Here is a 20,086-nt window from a genome sequence, read left to right as displayed (position 1 = left end):
CATTTCAATTGCTCCGCACATTTATGGCGTGCGTGAGTGCCCCATCGCTCCGCCGTGAACCTCCCGCGGCGGCACCGAATATGTGAAATCGACGATGTGTTGGCCGGGGCCGGCGCTGATGTCCTGCCCCGACGCGACAGACCCTCCGTCGAGTACCGCGTCGCGATAATCCTGGCGGAGACGCAGCGTGGCGGTGGCGCCCTCCGGTACGGTGAAGGTGTAGCGGACGCGGTCGCCGTCGATGGTCCAGCCCGCCTCAATGCGGCCCCGAGGGCTGTCATGATGGGCGGCGACCGGCGACAGTCCGTCCAGGATTGTCGGCTCGAAGATGATGTGGGCAAAGCCCGGCCTGGCAGGGTCGGGGCTGAAACCGGCGACGCCTTCCAGCAGCCATTGGCATACGGCGCCATAGGCATAGTGGTTGTAGGAGTTCATCTGCGGATTGTAGATCGAGCCATCTTCCGCGATGGCGTCCCAGCGTTCCCAGATGGTGGTCGCGCCCTTGCGCACCTGATAGAGCCAGCCCGGTACATTTTCCTGCAGGAAGACTTCGGCGGCGAGGCCAATCTCACCCACCTGCACCAGTGCCGGCAGCAGGGCCGGCGTGCCGATGAAGCCGGTGCCGATGCGTCCATCGGTGCGAGCGATGGCGTTCTTGAAGTAGGCCTTGGCGGCGTCGCGACGCTCGGGGGGGATCAGCCCGTGCAGAAATGCCAGCGCGTAGGAGGTCTGATCGTCGCCGGCGACACGGCCGTTCGGGGTGATGAATTCGCCGGCAAAGGCCGCCTTCACCTGATCGGCAATGCTGGTCATGCGGACCGAGGTAGCGTCGTCACCGACGATGGCGGCGATCTGCGCGACCATGGTCGAGGTCTTGAACAGGTAGATGGTCGCTGCCGCATCATCGCTGATGGTGGGCAATGGCTTGGCGGATGGACCGCTGGGCTGCAACCAATCGCCGAAGGTGAAGCCGCGGCCCCCCCAGGTCCGCGGCGGCTTGACGATCGGGCCGTTGCTGATCGACCAGACGAAATCGACCCATTTGACCATGGCCGGCAGCGTTTCGGCGAGGAAAGCGGTGTCACCGTAATGCAGGTAAACCTGCCATGGCACCACGGCGATGGCATCGCCCCAGCCGGTGCTACCATAAAAGCCGGGATAGTCCTTGGGCTTGAGCCGGGTGGGATCGGGCACGACATGGGGCACGGCGCCATCGTCGCGCTGATCGGCCATGACGTCGCGGATCCACTTGCGAAAGAACCCCTGCACTTCGCCGAGATAGCAGGCGGTGCCAGCAAAGACCTGGGCATCGCCGGTCCAGCCCAGGCGTTCGTCGCGCTGCGGGCAATCGGTGGGCACTTCGATGAAATTGGCGCGCTGCGACCAAACCGTGTTGAGGAACAGCCGGTTGACCAGCGCATTGCCGGAGGTGAAGCCGGCCTGGAGTTCGCGCACCGAGCTGATCGGCACCGAAACGATATCGAGCAGTTTTGCCTCGCCTTCGATGGTCACCCGGGCATAACGGAAGCCCTGGAAGGTGAACATGGGGCGGTAGTGCTCGTCGCCGTTGCCGCTCAGGGTATATTCGATGCGGGCCGCGGCGGTGCGCAGGTTGCCATTATAGAACTGGCCGTCTTGGTCGAGAATTTCGGCGTGCTCGATGATGACGCGTGCTCCGGCCTGGCCACGGACGGTGAAGGCGACATAGCCGCCGCTGTTCTGGCCGAAATCGTACACGGTGCGGCCAGCCTGATCGGTATGACTGCTGACGGATTGCAGGGCGGCCAGCTCACGGACCGGCGGCGCCTCATAGGCAACGAGCCGAGCAGTGTCGAAGGGGATGAGAGCGCTGCCGGCGGTGACGACAGGCTTGAACCCGGCATCATAGATTTCGCCAAAATAGATGCCGGATTTGCGAACCGGCAATTCGCCGCTTTCCCATGAGGCATCGGTTGCAAGCACAACAGCGCCGCCGGGGCCGGTGCGCAGTTCGGCAAAGGCGGCAATTTCGCTGCCCCAGGTGTTGAAGATCGGGGCTTCGCCCCACATCATCTGCGAGCGCAGCCAGCCATCCGCCAGCCAAATCTCGATGCGGTTGTCGCCGCTAACGAGAAGGTCACCAACAGGGTAGGTTTGATAGCTCAGGCGAACGTCATAAGCGGTCCAGCCCGGCGTCAGCAGGTCATTGCCGACGCGCTTGCCGTTGATGAAGCAGCGGTAGAGGCCGAGCGCGGAAATATCGAGCACTTCGGCGCCGCTGACATTTTGCAACGTGAAAGTCTTGGCCAGAAAACTAGCTGGCGTTTCAACGCCTTGGTCAGCCAGAGGCCGCACCATCTGTGCCGCCCATTGCCGTGCAGCATCATGCTTCACCGATGAAGCAGCCGGTACCAATGCGTCGTTCACGCCGATTCTCCCAAGTCCCCGCGGATTTTCGGACAGCGTCCAATCCGTCTGTAGAATGTTCTACGTGTATCGTTCTACAATATGCTGTACTTGGCAATAGGCTTTTTTTTAGCGCTGTGGGATAAGGCTCCAATTGGTCGCCGCTCTGGCATCTGGGACAGCAAATATGGACAAGCCAACGTCCCGCCGCTTGGGCGGACGGGTAACGATCCGGGAGGTGGCGGAGGACGCGGGCGTCTCGGTGGCGGCGGTGTCCAAGGTGCTGCGCGATGCCTATGGCGTCAGCGAGGCCATGCGGCTCAAGGTGCGCGAATCCATGGCCAAGCTGAGCTACCGCCCGCACTCAGCGGCGCGCGGCATGCGGGGGCAGACCTACACTGTCGGCGTGCTGATGGCCGACATGAAAAACCCGTTCTTTCCCGAGCTGATCGATGGCATCGACGATGGCCTGGCAGGAACCCAGTACCTGCCGCTGTTCGGTATCGGCCATGGCTCATCATCGGTGGAAACCGCCATTGTCCATGCCATGGTCGATAGGCAGATCGACGGGCTGATCATGATCGGCCAGCGCCTTGCCACCTCCGATCTCGAAGCCATCGCCAGCGAAGTACCGGTGGTGGTAATAGGCCATCATGCGCCCGATGCGGCGACATTCGACTCCGCCAATAATGACGACGAACGCGGCGGGGCGTTGGTGGTGGAACACCTCCTGGCGCAGGGATATCGGCGCCCGGCGATGATCACGCTGGGGCGCAATGACCTGGGCCATGCGGACGTGTCGCAAAAGCGCGAAGTGGGCTTTATCGATGCCATGCGTCGCGCCGGGTTTGCCGATGACCAGATCCGCATTGCCCCCGCCGATGATGGGCTCGACGACGTCACCGCGACAGTGCGCGCGCTGCTGGAAGGTCCGGAGCCGCCGGATGCGATCTTTGGCTGGGCGGACTATTATGCGCTCGAGGTGCTCAGCGCGGTGCGGGCCCTGGGCTTCCGGGTGCCCGACGATATCGGACTGATCGGCTACGATAACGCGGCGCCCTGCGCATTCACCCAGAACGGTTTGACCAGTGTCGACCAGTTCGGCCGGGAGATCGGGCGGCAGGCGACGCGGCTGCTGATCGAACGGATCAAAGGACGGACGCAGGCCGAGCATTTCCTGGTGCAGCCGAAGGTGGTGTTGCGCAGCAGCTCGGCAGCCAGGGTTACGCAGCCAGACGCCTGACGCGGCCCAGGATCGCCCAGCGCAAAGCGGTTTCGCTGCTTGGCCGGGCCGAAAGCTGGACGCTGGAGATAATGGTGGTCGGGCACGTACCGATCATCGCCCTCGCATCAAAACTCAATACCATGGTGCGGACGTCGAACTCGGCCCGCGCAATTGAAACTAATCCCATCTCTGCCTCCGCTGATCAGCAACGGAGGCAATCGTCTGCAAGGTTCAGCACGCGGGCAGTTTTAATGCACAATGCTGTCAAATTTTTGCGAGCGGCGCAGGTCAGTCAAGACCGTTGAACGGATCGCGCCAGGCGTCGATCTGCATCAGCCGGTCGTGCCATTTGCGGAGGTTTTCGAGGCCCTCGACAGGCATTCGGGCTTTCTCGGCAAAGGGAAGGGTGGTAGCGACGCGGAAGTCGGCATAGCTGAGCTTGTCGCCGACCAGCCAGGTGCGGGTCGCCAGCGTGTCATCAAGGATCCTGGCGAACTGGCGATAGTTGTCGAGCGCCTCATCCATGACCTTTGGGTCCGGCCGCTCGGTGGTAAATTGCGGTGCCACGATGTTCCAGAAATAGATTGTGCCGCCAGCCAGGGTCAGGTGGTGGGCACTCCAGCTCAGCCAGCGGATCAGCTCTTCCAGTTCATCCATGGGCCAGATGTCGCTGTTGGCGAGGCGGGCGAGGCGGCAGACTACGGCGTCGGTTTCCCAGAGGCTGCGGTGGTTCTCGACCAGGATCGGCGCCAGCGTATTGGGATTGATGGCGCGCATGGCTTCCTTGTCGACACCCATCGGGTCGGCGCGGATGAATTCGACCGGTGAATTGAGATACCTGGCCATGGCGACGCAGACGCGGGGCTGCAGATTGTGGGTGTAATAGAGCTGCATGGCACGATCCTCGAACTGGTGTTGATGCATCTGGTCGAGCGGCGTGCACCGGATTCGACAGCTCCTGATCGGTTAAATTTGGCTGCCGATCAGGCTTGCAGCCTTGGAGCCGATGGCCATGGCCGGGGCGTTGGTGTTGCCGGAGGGAATGAAGGGGATGATCGAGCAGTCGATCACGCGCAGACCGTCAATGCCACGCACCTTGAGATTGCCATCGACCACCGACATCGGATCGCTGTCGGGCCCCATGCGCAGGCTGCCGGAGGGATGGTAATTGGTCTTGACAGTCTGGCCGGCAAACCGGGTCAGTTCGGCTTCATCCTGCAGTGCCTTGCCGGGGAGTAGCTCTTCGCGAATTTTGGCTTTGAATGGCGCGGTATCGAGCAATTGGCGGGCGACCTTGAGCGAGGCCAGCGTCAGGCGCAGATCGTCGGGGTGACCAAAGAAATTGCAGTCGACCAATGGTTGATCGGCGGGGCTGGCCGAGCGCAGCTTGACGCTGCCGCGCGCTTTGGGGCGGAGCAGGCAGGAGGTGAAGGTGACACCATAGGTGGGTTCGGCCGAGGACACATCGCGGTCGAGATAGACGATGGGCGCGCAATAGAGCTGGATGGTGGGGCGCTCGCCGCCATCGGGATCATAGAACAGGCAGCTTTCAATGCCCGTGGTGGTCACTGGGCCGGAATTGAACAGCAGATATTGCAAGCCGTTGCGGATCATCGGCCAGCCCTTGTCCTGGCCGAAATAGCCGGACTTGTCTTTGGTGGTGGCGATGACCGGGACTTCATGGTGATCCTGCAGATTGGCGCCAACGCCCGGGACATCAGCGGTGACAGTAATGCCATGTTCGCGCAGGTGGTCGGCTGCGCCGATGCCGGAGAGCATCAACAGCTTGGCGCTATTGTAGGTACCCGAGGCGACCAGCACTTCGCGACCGGCATGGACGGTGTGGTTCTCGCCGTTTTGCGTATAGGCGACGCCGATGGCACGCCCGTTTTCAATGATGATCCGGTCAACGCGGGCCTCGGTGATGATGGCCAGACGGTCATCGCCCTCCAGTGGGTCGAGAAAAGCCTTCTTGGCGTCGGAGCGCTCCTTGTAGCGCCCCCACTGGCCATAGGTATGCTGCATGATGCCGACGCCATTCTGGCGGGCGCCATTGAAGTCTGGATTAAATTTATGGCCGAGGCCTTGCGCGGCGAGGATGAAATCCTCGGTGGTGCCGGAAATATAGCCGGGTTCGGAGACACGCAGATTGCCGGAAATGCTGTGGAATTCGTCGTTGAACTTGGTGTTGGCCTCAATGCCGGTGAAGTGCGGCAGCATGTCGGCATAGCTCCATTCGGCGCCGTTGCCGAGATGGGCCGCCCAGCCATCATAGTCTTCGCGCTGGCCGCGCATATAGACCATGGCGTTGACGGCGCTGCCGCCGCCGAGCGCCTTGGCGACTGGGACGATGGGACCGCGACCGCCCAGATGGGCCTGCGGTACGGTGTGGTGCATTTCGAGGAAATCGTCGCGGCCGAGATATTTCATGTAGCCGGCGGGCATGGCCATCAGACGGGCTGTCCTCGCAGGGCCACGTTCGATGATCAACACCGAAAGGCCGAAATCGCGCACCAGCCGCATGGCCGCCACCGACGCCGCCGAACCGCCACCGGCGATGATGAAATCATAAGTCTTCCTGGCCACGGCGTTCCCTCCCGCTTTGGTGCAGAGCTAGAGCGTTCGGGCCGTGGCTGTCCAGTGCGCCTTCCGGGAAGCCGGCAAAATCTTGGAAAACCGGAATTAGCCGGGGGCAACCTCATTGCGGATTTCGCGCGGCGTGGTGCCATAGGCCTTGCGGAAATGTTCATAGAACTGGCTGAGCGAGCTGAAGCCGGACTGGAAGGCGACATTGGTGATCGACAGATTGCCCTCGAACAGCAGCGTGCGGGCACGGATCAGCCGCATGCGGACGACAAATTTCTGCACCGGGATCTGCATCACCTTGGTGAACAGGTTGAGCGCGTAATTGGGATGCAGGCCGACCACGTCGGCGATATCCTTGGCGGTGAGCGGGTCCGAGAGGTTCTCCACGATGTGGCGTACCATGGCCACCACATAGCGGACCGGGGAAGAGGTGCGGTGGCGCTCGCCACCTGACTCGATCCAGGCCGGCAGCAGCATGTCCCAACCGGTCAACGCGGCGCGGCGGAACATGGCGCCGATTTCGACCTTGACCACATCGGTGCGCAGCGCATTGCCGCTGCGATAGTCCTGATGCCAGCGGTCCAGCATATCGACGCTGACGGCATCGGGGGCAAGGCACACCACGCCACCACCCATCATGGTTTCGGGCAGGCGGCCAAGCTGGGGCATCAGCAGGAACGCATCGACCGGGAGGTAGATATTGATCTGCCGGCCGCGTGCCTTGCAGTCATCGTCAAGCCTCAAGGTCTGGTGTGACAGGCCGGCCCAGAAGGCCACCAGACGGCGCTGCGGCACGGTCGTGCGCTTGCCGTCAAAGTCGTATTCCATGGCGCCATCGGTGACCCAGTTCATCTCGATATGCCCATGACGATGCGGTACGGGCATCAATTGAGGGGTGAAGGAGCGAATGCCAAAACGGCCAAAAGCCCGGTTGGACGAATAGAAGCTGCGGTCGGGTCGGGGCGTGGGTTTTGGAGCCGCGCCATAACGCATTTGCCGGGCGGTAGGCGGGCTAATAACGTTGTCCACTGGTCGAATCCATATCTTTGAAACCCGGAATAACTCTATGAATATCCGGATTGCGCTTCGCCGCACAAGGCGTAGTTTTACGCCAGCACGGGCTTAATTGGCCTGGAGGAAGCATCCGTATACGCGGAGCTTGCAGCCGGCCCGGTGCACAGGAGGAAGAATGCGTAAACATCTATTTGCCCTTGGCGGGGCAAGCCTGATGCTGAGCGTGGCGATGCTCGGCACGATGGCACAGGAAGTGGCACCGACCACCCCACCAGATCCACCCAAGTTCGACGCCCAGGGTTTCCCAACCTTTGTCGGCGCCAAGGACATCCTTGAATACAAGGCTCTGCCCGCCTATCACGAACCCGCTTGGGTGACCAAGAATTTCGTCGACACCGGCAAGCTGCCGCCTGTCGCCGAACGTCTCCCTAAAGAGCCAATGGTCTACCTCGCGTCCAACATGCCTGATGGCGTTGGCGTGTACGGCGACGTGATGCGTCACGTCATCGGCGGTCGTCCGCAGGGCTGGAACTATGCAGCCGGACAGGTCCAGGGCTGGGGCGGCATCGATATCGGCATGTACGAATGCCTGACCCGCACCGGGCCGCTGTTCGAAATCAAGGCCGATGAACTCGAGCCATTGCCGAACCTGGCCAAGAGCTGGGATTGGTCGGCCGATGGCCATGAACTGACCATGCATCTGATCGAAGGTGCGAAGTGGTCCGATGGCGTGGCATTCAATGCCGACGACGTCATGTTCTACTGGGACGACAATATCAACGATCCCAACGTCAAGCCGCTCAACAGCAATGGTCCGGACAGCTTCGGCGCTGGCACCACGCTGACCAAGGTTGACGACAACACCGTCAAGTGGACGTTCAAGGAAGCCTTCCCCAAGCAGTACCTCTACACCATGGCTTATGGTGGGTTCTGTCCGTTGCCGGCTCACCTGCTCAAGCCACAGCATCCGAAGTATTCCAAGAATACCTATGAGCAGTACCAGAACGCCTTCCCGGCAAACTACCTGAACTTCCCGGTGATGGGCGCCTGGACTCCGGTCGAATACCGTCCTGACGACATCGTCGTGCTGCGTCGTAACCCCTACTACTGGAAGGTCGACTCTGAAGGTAACCAGCTGCCCTACCTGGACGAGCTTGAATACAAGCTGTCGACCTGGGCTGACCGCGACGTGCAGGCCGTGGCCGGCACGGGCGACTTCTCCAACCTCGAACAGGCTGAAAGCTATGTCGAAGCGCTGAAGAAGTCGGCTGATCCCGCAGCGCCGGCTCGTCTGGCCTTTGGTGCCCGCACCATCGGCTATTCGATCGTGCCGAACCTGTCCGGTAATGGCTGGGGTGAACCCGATGCTCGCGGCCAGGCTGTGCGCGAACTCAACCGCAACCTCGACTTCCGCAAGGCCATCACCTACGCGATCGATCGTCAGCATCTGGGCGAAGCCCTGGTCAAGGGTCCGTTCACCGCGATCTATCCCGGCGGCCTCTATGCCGGTACTGCCTATTATGACAAGGCTTCGACCGTTTACTACCCATACTCGGTGGAAAGCGCCAAGGCCGAGCTTGAAAAGGCTGGGCTAAAGGACACCGACGGCGATGGCGTTGTCAACTTCCCGGCCGATCAGGCTGGTGGAGCCAACGTTGAAATCACCCTGTTGGCCAATGCCGACTACCAGACCGACAAGTCGCTGGCCGAAGGCGTCATCGCCTCGATGCAGGCCATCGGCATCCGCGTGATCATCAACACCGTGCCTGGCTCGGCGATGACCGATACGCAGAACAGCGGCAAGTGGGACTGGCAGGTCCTGCGCAATGGTTCGGAACTGATCTCGGTGGTGCAGGGCACCTCCTCGCTGGCCCCGACCGGCCCGCAGACCAGCCCGTTCCACCGCGCGGGTACCGACAAGACTGTCGATCTGCTCCCCTACGAGCAGGAGATGGTCGATGTGGTGAACAAGTTCATCGCCACGCAGGAACCTGCAGCCCGCGTCGACCTGATGAAGCAGTACCAGAAGCTCTATACCGAGAACGTCAATGCCATCGGCCTGACGCAGTATCCGGGCGCCCTGATCATCAACAAGCGTTTCGCCAATATCCCGGCTGGTGCCCCGATCTTCATGTTCAACTGGGCTGAAGACAACATCATCCGTGAACGCGTGTTCGTGCCAGCAGACAAGCAGTCCGATTTCGAACTGCACAAGGACACCCTGCCGGGTGAGCCTGGCCTCGATAAGGGCCCGGTCTCCTAAGACCTGGGCTGACAATCGCGGACAAGGGGGCACGCCCCCTTGTCTGTCCAAGCGCCAGCGCCTGTGCGATGCTGGCCTTGTGAAGAGAGCGGGCCAGAATCCGCCGTATAGAAATTGTCCAGTTGCTGCGCTGAGCTAAGCGCCTTTCAGCAGCGGGCGGGGGAGTGCGCTACATGTTCAGGTTTATTCTAGGCCGCATCCTGTCGGCGATCCCGATCCTATTTCTGCTCAGCATCGTCACCTTCTTCATCATCCAGGCGCCGCCGGGCGACTATGGTGATTTCATCAAATCCCAGTTGATGGCGCAGGGCGGCGCGACCGACGAGCAGGCGCAGGTCCAGGCCGATGCGTATCGCGTGGCCCATGGTTTGAACGATCCGCTGCCGCTGCAATACGTCAACTGGCTGACCGGCATCGTCACTCGCTTCGATTTTGGCGACTCGCTGTATTACAACCGTCCGGTGCGCGATGTGGTGGCGGAGCGCCTGCCGCGAACCATCCTTTTGGCGCTGACCTGTCACATTCTGGCGTCGGTGTTCGGCATCAGCCTGGGCATCGTGGCGGCCACAAGACAATATAGCTGGATCGATACTGCGCTCGGCTTTGTCTCATTTCTGGGAATGACTATCCCGCGATTCCTGATGGCCCTGATCATCGTCTATGTCCTGGTGTTCAAATTGAACGTCCAGGAGATCGGCAGCTTCTTCTCGGCCAAGTACGGCGGGGCGCCGTGGTCCTTTGCCAAGTTCTGGGACCTGATCAACCATGTGTGGCCGGTGATCTTCATCGCTACATTCGGCGGGCTGGCCTATAATATGCGCGTCATGCGGGCGAACCTTTTGGACGTGCTAAACTCGCAATATGTCGAGACGGCGCGGGCCAAGGGACTGCCCGAAAGCGCCGTGATCCTGAAACATGCGGTGCCCAACGCCTTGCATCCGCTGATCGCTTATCAGGGGGTGATCCTGCCTTACATGATGACCGGTGAAGTGGAAGTGGCCATCGTGTTCGGCCTGGCCACCGTCGGTCCGGCCATCGTGGGGTCGCTCGGTGTCGGTGACGTGTGGGTGACGGCAACATTCATGCTGGTGCTGGCTTCCACGCTGATCATCGGCAACATCATTTCGGACATCCTGCTGGCGCTGCTCGATCCGCGCGTTCGTCTCGGAGGCAATGCAGAATGACCAACGGCACTCATATCGGTTCGTCGATTCCACTGCCGCCCGATGCGGGCGGTCCAATGCCGACGCCGGCCCAGGATGCGCCGATTGCACCGCAGCCGGTGATCTCATCGCGGTTCGCGGGTGGCGACGAGGGTTACTTTACTCTGGTATGGCGGCGGTTCCGCCGCTCGGTCATGGGCATGATCGGCCTGGTACTGGTCGTGTTGATGCTGGTCATTGCGATCTTTGGCGACTTCTTTGCGCCGATGGATCCCAACGAGGCCAATATCGGCTTTGCCCCGCCGGATTCGATCAGCTTCATGAACCCGGACGGCAGCTTCAGCCTGCGGCCCGAAGTCTATCCGATTGTCGAAACCGGGGAGTTTGACGCCGTCACGTTCCAGCCGTTGACCGGGCCGGACCTGACCAATCCAACGCCCCTTGGATTCTTTGTCTCGGGCTATAGCTACAAGGTTTTGTGGCTGATCCCGTCCAATATCCACTTCTTCGGTGCGGCAAGCCCGGGACATCCGTTCCACCTGCTGGGCACGGACAAGTTTGGCCGTGATATCCTGTCGCGTGGCATTATCGGATCGCGCATTTCACTGACCATCGCCTTGGTGGTGGTGATGCTGACCACCACGGTGGGAACCCTGGTGGGTATCTCGTCAGGTTATCTCGGTGGCCGGATCGATGCCTGGACGCAGCGGTTCGTAGAGTTCGTACTCGCCTTCCCGCAATTGCCGCTCTATCTGGCGCTGACCACGCTGATCCCGATCACGGCGCCGTCCAACGTCTTCATTGCCTTCGTCATCGGGGTGATGGCGGTGTTGGGATGGGCGCAGCTCAGCCGCGAAGTACGCTCCAAAACCCTGTCATTGGCGCGCATCGAATATGTGCGGGCCGCAATTGCTGTGGGTTCGGGCGATTTCCGGATTATCACCCGCCATATCCTGCCCAACGTGCTCAGCCATATCATCGTGGCCGTGACGTTGGCGGTGCCATCGGTGGTGCTGCTGGAAAGCTTCCTGGGCTTCCTCGGTTTTGCCGTGAAGCCGCCCCTGATCTCGTGGGGCCTGATGCTGCAGGATACCGGGTCCTATTCGGTTATCGGTTCCTATCCCTGGATTTTGTCACCGGTCGTGTTCGTGCTGATCACTGTGTTTGCGTTCAACGCACTCGGTGACGGACTACGCGACGCGATTGATCCGTATTGAGCGAAGAGTAAAGTACCATGTCACCTTCTCCATTCGCTCCCGAAGAACGCCACGACCTTGGTGAGCACGGTCGTGAGCTGATCCTGGACGCCCGTCACGTTGCCGTCGACTTCAAGGTCGAAGGCGGGGTGGTGCATGCGGTGCAGGATGTCTCCTTCCAGCTCCACAAGGGCGAGACTATTGCCATCGTTGGCGAAAGCGGGTCCGGCAAGTCGGTGACCGCCCGCACGCTGATGAAGCTATTGACCAAGCGCGCCACGATCGGCCCGCAGACCCGCATCACGCTGGCCGGCAAGGACATCGTGGCGATGACCAGCAGGCAGATGCAGAAGCTGCGTGGCAACGATCTGTCGATGATCTTCCAGGAGCCGATGAGTTCGCTGAACCCGGTCTATACGATCGGCCAGCAGCTGTGCGAAGTCCTGCACCTGCACAACAAGATCAGCCGCAAGGAAGCGATGGCACGGGCCAAGGTGCTGCTTGAGGAAGTGCAGATTCCCGATCCGGGCGCGCGCCTGTTACAGTTTCCGCACCAGATGTCTGGTGGACAACGCCAGCGCGTGATGATCGCCATGGCGCTGGCCAACCGGCCCGACGTTTTGATTGCCGACGAGCCGACCACGGCGCTCGACGTGACCGTGCAGGCGCAGATATTGAACCTGATCAAGGACCTCAAGGCCAAGTACGGCATGGCGGTGATCCTGATCACCCATGACCTGACCATCGTCCGGCAGTTTTCCGACTACGTCTATGTGATGCAGAATGGCGCGGTGCAGGAGCACAACAAGACCGAAGCGCTGTTCCAGAATCCGCAGCATGGCTACACCAAGCACCTGCTGGCATCCGAGCCGAAGGGCGTGGCCAATCCGCTTGGCGACATGAGCGAAACCATCCTTGAGGGCAAGGACGTCAAGGTCAGTTTTACGCTGAAGCGCGGCGGTTTCTTCAAACCGGACTTCTTCGAGCTGGTGGCTGTCGATAGCCTCAGCCTGAAACTGCAAAAGCATGAAACGCTGGGCCTGGTGGGCGAAAGCGGCTCGGGCAAGACCACGTTCGGGCAGGCGATGATCCGCCTGATCAGCAATCAGGGCGGCGAAATCTTCTTTGATGATCAACCGATCCACGACAAGGATCGCGGCGCAATGCGTCCGCTGCGCAGCCGCATGCAGATCGTGTTCCAGGACCCGTTCTCATCGCTCAATCCGCGCATGTCGATCCGCCAGATCGTTGAGGAAGGGCTGATCGTCAACAATATCGGCGCCAATAGCCGCGAGCGCGTCGACCGGGTCCGGCAGGCGCTGCAGGATTCTGGTCTGCCCACCACCATTCTCTCCCGCTTCCCGCACGAGTTTTCGGGCGGACAGCGGCAGCGTATCGCCATTGCCCGCGCCATTGCGCTGGAGCCGGAATTCATCCTGCTGGATGAGCCGACCTCGGCGCTAGACCTCAGCGTGCAGGCGCAAATCATCGACCTGCTGCGTAAACTGCAGGACGAAAAAGGCCTCAGTTACCTGTTCATTTCGCACGATCTCAAGGTCGTGCGCGCCCTCTGCCATCGCGTCATGGTGATGCAGAACGGCAAGATCGTGGAGCAGGGGCCGGTCAGCGAAGTGCTGGTCAATCCGCAAACCGAATATACGAAGCGGCTCGTTCGTGCCGCTTTCGAAATAGCCGCCTAGCGCCGCACGGCCCCGCACCAAGACGGGGCCGGCTCTGGTCAATCATCACCGCTGCACGTGGAATTCCCCCTTTTCCGCATGCTGCTCATTGCCTCTCGGGAGTTACTTATATGGCACAACCAAAAATCACCTTTATCGGCGCTGGTTCCGCCGTTTTCATGAAGAATATTGTCGGCGACATTCTGCAGCGTCCGGCTTTGGCAGGTGCCACCATCCGGCTGATGGACATCAATCCCACCCGGCTGGAAGAAAGCGAAATCATCGCCAAGAAGTTGATTTCGACATTGGGCGTTTCGGCCAAGGTGGAAACCTTCTCCAACCAGCGCCAGGCGCTGGACGGCACCAATTTTGTCGTCGTCTGCTTCCAGATCGGCGGCTATGAGCCTTCCACCGTCGTCGATTTCGACGTGCCGAAGAAGTACAACCTGCGCCAGACCATTGCCGATACGCTCGGCGTTGGCGGCATCATGCGCGGGCTGCGCACCGTGCCGCATCTGTGGAGCATCTGCGAAGACATGCTGCAGGTCGCTCCTGACGCGATCATGCTGCAATATGTGAACCCGATGGCGATCAACACCTGGGCGATTTCGGAAAAGTACCCGACGATCAAGCAGGTTGGTCTGTGCCATTCGGTGCAGGGCACGGCGATGGAACTGGCCCACGATCTGGACATTCCCTACGAGGAAATCCGGTATCGCTCCGCCGGCATCAACCACATGGCGTTCTATCTCAAGTTCGAGCACCGCCAGGCCGACGGTTCGTATCGCGATCTTTATCCAGACCTGCTGCGCGCCTATGCCGAAGGCCGCGCGCCCAAGCCGACCTGGAACCCGCGCTGCCCGAACAAGGTGCGTTACGAAATGCTCACCCGCCTGGGCTATTTTGTGACCGAAAGCTCGGAGCACTTTGCCGAATACACCCCGTATTTCATCAAGGAAGGCCGCGAAGACCTGATCGAAAAATTTGGCATTCCGCTCGATGAATATCCAAAGCGCTGCGTCGAGCAGATCGCGAGCTGGAAACAGACCTCGCAGGACTACCGCAATGCCGACCGGATCGAAGTCAAGCAATCCAAGGAATATGCCTCCTCGATCGTCAACTCGGTGTGGACGGGCGAACCTTCGGTGATCTACGGCAACCTGCGCAACAATGGCGTCATCACCTCGCTGCCCAACAATGCAGCCGTGGAAGTGCCCTGCCTGGTCGACGATAACGGCCTGCAGCCGACCTATATCGGCGAACTGCCGCCACAGTTGACGGCGCTGATGCGCACCAACATCAACGTGCAGGAACTGACCGTCAAAGCGCTGATGACCGAAAACCGCGAGCACATCTATCACGCCGCGATGATGGACCCGCACACCGCCGCCGAACTGGATCTGGAACAGATCTGGAATCTGGTGGACGACCTGACAGAAGCCCATGGCACCTGGCTGCCCGAATGGGCTCGTGGCTCCCGGAAGCAGAAAGTCGCGTAAGCGACTGGCTTAATCCTCCTCTGCTTCCAACGGCCCCGGCGCGCAAGCGCCGGGGCTTTTTGTTTGAGGATGGCGGGGCATATTGCTTGTGGTGGCCCCCCTCCCTTCCCTCCCCGCAAGGGGGAGGGTGACATCCAGTTCTTTGCACTATCAAATCCCCCCACCGGGCTCACCCTCCCCCTTGCGGGGAGGGCAGGGAGGGGGTTCTAGCGGCAATCGCCAGATTCAGTGCCAGCTTTGCAGCGTCTGCCCGATCAGTAATACCGCAAACACCGACAGCGCCACTGCACTCACCTGCTCCACCCGCTTTGCCGTCAGTAAGCCGCGTGAGGATAGCGCCGCCGCAGCGCCCAGCGATTGCCAGGCCACCGCTGTCGCCACCACCAGCACCCCGAACACACCCAGATAGGGCAGGCGCGCCACAAAGCTGACATGCGGAAAAATGGCGAAGGCGAACACCAGCGCCTTGGGGTTGAGCAGGGTTGTGAGGAACACGCGACCCAAGGTAATGCCGGGCGCGGCGGTGTCAGATGCTGGCTTGCTGGTCCACAGTTTCCATGCCGACCAGAGCAGGAACGCGGCGGCGATGAGTTTGGCGGCAGTGCCGATCCAAGGTTGGCTGGTGCCGGCGGCGCCGACGAGTTCGGTCCAGACGGTGATGGCAATCAGATAACCGCCAAGTTCACCCGCCAATAGAGGTAGCGAGCGCTGCACGCCGCGTGCTGCGCCCGCCGCGGCCATCAGCGTGTTGGTGGGGCCGGGCACGATCAGCAGCCCCAGCACCGCCAAAACGAACGGCAGCAGATCGATCACTTCATGTCCCGGATGATGCGGAAGAATTCCTCATGCGGGAGCGCCAGTCTGGCGGCCTCGCGGTATTCCTTGGTGAGGCTTTCGACGGTCTCCCGGGCGAAGGCGCGCAGCTTGGGATCGGCGTCCATTTCCTTGCGGGCGACCTCGCGGTCGAGCAGGCCGAGCCCATCGAGCACCGGGTAGTGCAACTGGGTTTCGATATGGGGCAGGCCGTTGAGATAGGGCACGAACTGGTCCTGCCGGGGCATGGTGTGCTTCCAGAAATCGAGGCGCTGCCGGGTTTCGGCGTGGATGCGGTTGGCCTTCACGTCGCGCCAGAATGCGGTGTCGTCGCGCTCGGTGACATAGTGGGTGTTGACGAAGGTGCGGAAGTCATCGACCTGCCGACCGACACGATTGTTATAGTCCTTGCGATCATCCGGCGTCATTTCCGATGGCGCCTTGAGGAAGTTCTGCGCAAACAGCATCATCTGCACGATGGTGCCGTGGATCGAGGTGGACTCCAGCGGTTCGAGAAAACTGGAGCTGAGGCCGACGGCCACCACATTGCCGATCCAGGCGTTTTCCAGCCGGCCGATCTGGAACTGGATATCGCTGCGCACCTCGATTTCATGGCCGAGGGCGGCCTCGATTTCGAGCTTGGCCTCGTCCGGGGTGATGAACTGGTCGGAAAACACATAGCCGCAGCCATAGCGGCCCTGGGTCGGGATCTGCCACATCCAGCCATTGTTCTGCGCGGCGGCCAAAGTGTAATTGGCAAAATTCTCGCCGTCCTTGATCGGCAGCCAGAATGGCAAAGCGCGATTGACCGGCAGTTCGTTGGCATAGGAAATCCAGCCGGCCTGCAGCTCTTTCAGGATCAGCCGCTTGCGGAAGCCGGTGGCGTCGATGAAGAAATCGCCTTCGACGGTTTCGCCATTGTCCATCTGGAGGGAAAGGATATTGCCGTTTTCCGGATCGCGGGTGACCCCATCGACCACCGCATCGATGATGTCGACGCCGGAGGATTTGCGCTTGAGGAACTGGCCGACCAGTGCCTGATCGAAGTGATAGGCGTGATGGAACGGCCCGAGCGGGATCAGCGAGCCATCGGGCTTTTTGGCATAGGGCGCCTTTTTCTGTTCCAGCAGCGGTCCGAACAGATGCATGTCCTGCACCTTGCGGCCGGCGGCGACGGAATAGACGTTGAGATAATCGTGTGGCGCCCCGGCGGGCGGCTGGATCACCTGATGGGGATCATCGATCGGCCCATAATAAGTATAGCCCTTGTGGCGCCAATCCTGATGGCGGATGCCGAGCTTGAAGGTCGCCCCGGTTTCACGGAAAAATTCGAACTCGTCGATCTTGAAATGCTTGAGGAAAACCCGGAAGGCGGCCGTGGTTGCTTCGCCGACGCCGACGGTTGGGATCTTGGTGCTTTCAACCACCGAGAACGTCGCGTTCAGTTTGGCGCGCTTGGCGCTGTCCTGAAGGATGAAGGCCGTCAGCCAGCCGGCGGTTCCGCCACCGACGATGACGAAATGTGCAGGTTTTTCCATTGCTTATTGTCTCCCTGATCCACTTCTAAAACCAGAAAGGGCGCCCCACAAGAGGCGCCCTTCCGGCTAACAGGATTGGTTGCATCGAAGGCACGAAATCGGCATCACAAGCGACGGGATGCGCTGGCAGCGGGAGGTCTGCCAGTGCAGCTGGGCCTAGTGGTGGCCGCCGGTGACTTCGCGCAGTTCTTCGACGGAGCGAACGCGCTTGCGCGCCGCGCCTTCCCAATCCGTGGTCTTGACCGTGCCCTTGGCCAGACGCTCCCTGGCAGCCGGAACTGCGTGAGCGTACTGGGGAAGCCATTGGGCCTGGGTCACGACCAGTTCGTCGACCATCTGCCAGACTTCGTCGGGGGTGCAGATGGCACCCACCAGCGGGTCATGCAGGACGGCAAGTTTGAGCATGTCGATATCGCCCGTGACGGCGGCTTCGACGGACATGCGCTGCACCGAAATCGAAGCAGAGCAGGTAGCAGCGCATGCCAGCGGCAGGGTGATGCCTTCGACCATGTTGAGGCCGAACCGGTCGACAAAGCCGGGGCTTTCGATGATGGCGTCATCGGGCAGATTGGTGATGATGCCATTGTTGCGCACATTGAAATGGCCACGATAGACCCGGCCCGTTTCCATCGCCTCGATGATGTAGGAGGCGTGTTCGCTGGTGCGCTTGTGTTCGCTGAGCGGCTTTTTGGCCTGATCGAGGAACATCGGGAAATCGGTTTCGAACCAGTTGCGGCGTTCGGTCGAATAGCGCAGGTAGCCGCCGGTTTCGCCGTGGATCCAGTCGGACATGTCGATCCACTTGTTGATCTCTTCGGGACGCTTGCGGTACCACGGTAGGTATTCGGAGAGGTGGCCGTTGCTCTCGGTCGAATAGACGCCGAAACGCTTCAGCACGTCGATGCGCACCTTTTCCTGCTTGGAATAGACCGGGTGCTTTTCAAAGCCCGCTATCAGCTCTTCCTTCTCGATCTTGCGGCCCTTGGCGCGGATATCGATGTACCAGGTCTGGTGATTGATGCCGGAGCAGACATAGTCCAGTTCGCTGTCATCGACGCCCAGAACCTGGGCGATCTGATGGGCCCCGTGCTGAACGCCGTGGCAGAGGCCGATGGTCTGCACGCCGCCATAAGCATTGGCCGCCCAGGTGTTCATTGCCATTGGGTTGGCATAGTTGAGGAACACGGCGCCCGGCTCGGAGACTTCCTTGATGTCCTTGCAGAACTCCAGGATCACCGGGATGTTGCGCTGGCCATAGAGGATGCCGCCGGCGCAAAGCGTGTCGCCGACGCACTGATCGACGCCGTATTTCAGCGGCACCGAGATGTCCGAGGCGAAGGCTTCGAGGCCACCGACGCGGACGCAGCTCATGATGTAGCGCGCACCGGTCAGGGCTTCGCGGCGATTGGTGGTCGCGGTGACCTTGGCCGGGAGATTATTGACCGAAACAATCTGCGAAATGATCTGGTGAACCATGTCGAGATTGTGCGGATTGAGATCAGTCAGGGCGAACTCGACATTGGCGAATTCGGGAACTTTCAGCAGGTCGGAAATCAGTGTCTTGGTGAAGCCAACCGAGCCCGCGCCGATGACGGCAACTTTGAATGACATTGCGTTCCTCCAGATGCAGACGTGGCCGCCTGCCGTTTATTTCGGCACCATGTCTAGCTGCGTCGCGTTGACGGGTGTAGAGAAAGGTTATGCGAAGGCGGGTAATTTTGTGCTCAAAGATCTGATTGCCTATGGCCATTCGGTGCGTCGGGTGACGGCGCCCAAGGGGCCGGTGAGCCTGCATTGCATGGCCACGAGCGCTGGATATGAACAGCGTCTCAATGAGGTTTACTCGTGGGACGGGCTGCAGCGCGGCGCCGAGCCGTTCCTGGTGATCCAGCACACGCTGGCGGGCAGGGGCAATCTCGACTTCTCGGGCGTGCGCTACAGGTTGGTGCCGGGACAGACCATGGTGTTGAGCTTTCCACACGCCAATCGCTATTGGCTGGAGCGGGGCGAACACTGGGAATACTTTTGGCTCTTGCTCAACGGGCGCGAGGCGCTGCGGCTGGCCCATGCGGTGATCGACACGGCAGGGCCGGTCCTGACCATGTCCGAGCCTTTGGTGGATCGGCTGGCGGCGGCGTGTCTGGCGATTGTGGGGACCGAAGGATTGACGGCGGGCGCCGCATCGAGCGCCGCCTATGCGGCGGTGACCACCTTGCATGATGGCGCATTCGCCGATCGGGTGACGCCGGTTGGCGTATTGCCGCCGGCGCTGGCGCGGGTGACGGCGCATATCGACGGGCATCTGGCGGCGCCGCTGGACATGGACCGGCTGGCGCGGATTGCGCAGATGAGCCGTGGGCATTTCGTGCGGCAGTTTTCATCGGCAGTGGGGGTGGCCCCGTCGCATTATCTGTTTCATGCGCGGATGGAGCGGGTGACGCGGCTGTTGCTGGCGACGGATATGACCGTGGATGCGATCGCCACCGCATGCGGATTTTCCAACGGCAATTATCTGGCCAAGGCGTTTCGCCGGGCGTTCGGGGTTTCGCCGGTGGAGTATCGGTTGAACAACCGCAATCCGGCGATGGCGGGGTGAGCACGCCGGTGGCGGAAGCGCCCCCCTCCCTGCGCTCCCCGCAAGGGGGCGGGTGACATCCAGTTTTTGCAAGATCAGGCCTATCCACAAGGTTCACCCTCCCCCTTGCGGGGGGGAGGGAGGGGTTCT

15 protein-coding genes are annotated in these 20,086 nt (G+C 61.0%); 7 read left to right on the top strand and 8 right to left on the bottom strand.

The annotated features are described in order from the left end of the window. Window positions 1–21 precede the first annotated feature (21 nt). Window positions 22–2,337, bottom strand: a complete 2,316-nt coding sequence (locus ABIT12_RS07035) for a family 78 glycoside hydrolase catalytic domain (RefSeq protein WP_407065600.1) — start codon at window positions 2,335–2,337, stop codon at window positions 22–24. 235 nt (window positions 2,338–2,572) lie between these two features. Between ABIT12_RS07035 and ABIT12_RS07030 the strand changes: the two genes are divergently transcribed. Then, the gene (locus ABIT12_RS07030; protein WP_348042469.1) at window positions 2,573–3,628 is read left to right on the top strand and encodes a LacI family DNA-binding transcriptional regulator; all 1,056 of its coding nucleotides are present in this window, start codon (window positions 2,573–2,575) and stop codon (window positions 3,626–3,628) included. Here the strand turns inward: ABIT12_RS07030 and ABIT12_RS07025 are convergent. From ABIT12_RS07025 to ABIT12_RS07010, 4 genes are all read right to left on the bottom strand, one after another. Then, window positions 3,609–3,797: a hypothetical protein gene (locus ABIT12_RS07025; RefSeq protein WP_348042468.1), complete on the bottom strand. Its 189-nt coding sequence runs from the start codon at window positions 3,795–3,797 to the stop codon at window positions 3,609–3,611. The genes ABIT12_RS07030 and ABIT12_RS07025 overlap by 20 nt on opposite strands. Window positions 3,798–3,898: 101 nt before the next feature. Continuing rightward, entirely contained in the window at window positions 3,899–4,504 is a 606-nt protein-coding gene (locus ABIT12_RS07020) for a glutathione S-transferase family protein (RefSeq protein WP_348042467.1), read from the bottom strand. Window positions 4,505–4,576: 72 nt separating this feature from the next. Beyond that, window positions 4,577–6,196 (bottom strand): GMC family oxidoreductase N-terminal domain-containing protein, encoded by a 1,620-nt coding sequence (locus ABIT12_RS07015; protein WP_348042466.1) that lies wholly within the window; start codon window positions 6,194–6,196, stop codon window positions 4,577–4,579. Window positions 6,197–6,292: 96 nt separating this feature from the next. Beyond that, window positions 6,293–7,225 carry a helix-turn-helix domain-containing protein gene (locus ABIT12_RS07010; protein WP_348042465.1) on the bottom strand — a complete coding sequence of 311 codons (933 nt, stop codon included), beginning with the start codon at window positions 7,223–7,225 and terminating at the stop codon, window positions 6,293–6,295. A gap of 160 nt (window positions 7,226–7,385) precedes the next feature. Here ABIT12_RS07010 and ABIT12_RS07005 point away from each other — a divergent pair, with 160 nt between their 5' ends. The 5 genes from ABIT12_RS07005 to ABIT12_RS06985 all read left to right on the top strand — a co-directional run bounded on the left by ABIT12_RS07005 (window position 7,386) and on the right by ABIT12_RS06985 (window position 15,010). Then, the gene (locus ABIT12_RS07005) at window positions 7,386–9,473 is read left to right on the top strand and encodes an ABC transporter substrate-binding protein (RefSeq protein WP_348042464.1); all 2,088 of its coding nucleotides are present in this window, start codon (window positions 7,386–7,388) and stop codon (window positions 9,471–9,473) included. A 173-nt stretch (window positions 9,474–9,646) separates the two neighbouring features. Beyond that, on the top strand, window positions 9,647–10,657 hold the full coding sequence (locus ABIT12_RS07000) for an ABC transporter permease (protein WP_348042463.1): 1,011 nt from the start codon (window positions 9,647–9,649) through the stop codon (window positions 10,655–10,657). Between the two features lie 56 nt (window positions 10,658–10,713). Further along, window positions 10,714–11,853, top strand: coding sequence for an ABC transporter permease (locus ABIT12_RS06995; protein ID WP_348042524.1), 1,140 nt, complete (start codon window positions 10,714–10,716; stop codon window positions 11,851–11,853). Window positions 11,854–11,870: 17 nt separating this feature from the next. After that, complete coding sequence (locus ABIT12_RS06990) at window positions 11,871–13,532, top strand: ABC transporter ATP-binding protein (protein ID WP_348042462.1); 1,662 nt, start codon at window positions 11,871–11,873, stop codon at window positions 13,530–13,532. Window positions 13,533–13,642: 110 nt separating this feature from the next. Continuing rightward, window positions 13,643–15,010 carry an alpha-glucosidase/alpha-galactosidase gene (locus ABIT12_RS06985; protein WP_348042461.1) on the top strand — a complete coding sequence of 456 codons (1,368 nt, stop codon included), beginning with the start codon at window positions 13,643–13,645 and terminating at the stop codon, window positions 15,008–15,010. A 225-nt stretch (window positions 15,011–15,235) separates the two neighbouring features. Here the strand turns inward: ABIT12_RS06985 and ABIT12_RS06980 are convergent, their stop codons facing one another. The 3 genes from ABIT12_RS06980 to ABIT12_RS06970 form a co-directional block, all read right to left on the bottom strand. Beyond that, entirely contained in the window at window positions 15,236–15,823 is a 588-nt protein-coding gene (locus ABIT12_RS06980; RefSeq protein ID WP_348042460.1) for a LysE family transporter, read from the bottom strand. Further along, window positions 15,820–17,361, bottom strand: coding sequence for a tryptophan halogenase family protein (locus tag ABIT12_RS06975; protein ID WP_348042459.1), 1,542 nt, complete (start codon window positions 17,359–17,361; stop codon window positions 15,820–15,822). Before ABIT12_RS06975 ends, ABIT12_RS06980 begins: the two co-directional genes overlap by 4 nt. A gap of 156 nt (window positions 17,362–17,517) precedes the next feature. Next, the gene (locus ABIT12_RS06970) at window positions 17,518–18,972 is read right to left on the bottom strand and encodes an alpha-glucosidase/alpha-galactosidase (protein ID WP_348042458.1); all 1,455 of its coding nucleotides are present in this window, start codon (window positions 18,970–18,972) and stop codon (window positions 17,518–17,520) included. 109 nt (window positions 18,973–19,081) lie between these two features. On the opposite strand from ABIT12_RS06970, the gene ABIT12_RS06965 reads away from it, so the two are divergent. After that, the gene (locus tag ABIT12_RS06965) at window positions 19,082–19,957 is read left to right on the top strand and encodes an AraC family transcriptional regulator (protein WP_348042457.1); all 876 of its coding nucleotides are present in this window, start codon (window positions 19,082–19,084) and stop codon (window positions 19,955–19,957) included. Window positions 19,958–20,086: the final 129 nt, after the last annotated feature.

Origin of the sequence: Devosia sp. (assembly GCF_039927955.1) — a bacterium.
GTDB lineage: Bacteria > Pseudomonadota > Alphaproteobacteria > Rhizobiales > Devosiaceae > Devosia.
Note: the sequence above shows the minus strand (reverse complement) of the source record. Positions and strands in the feature narration are given on the sequence as shown.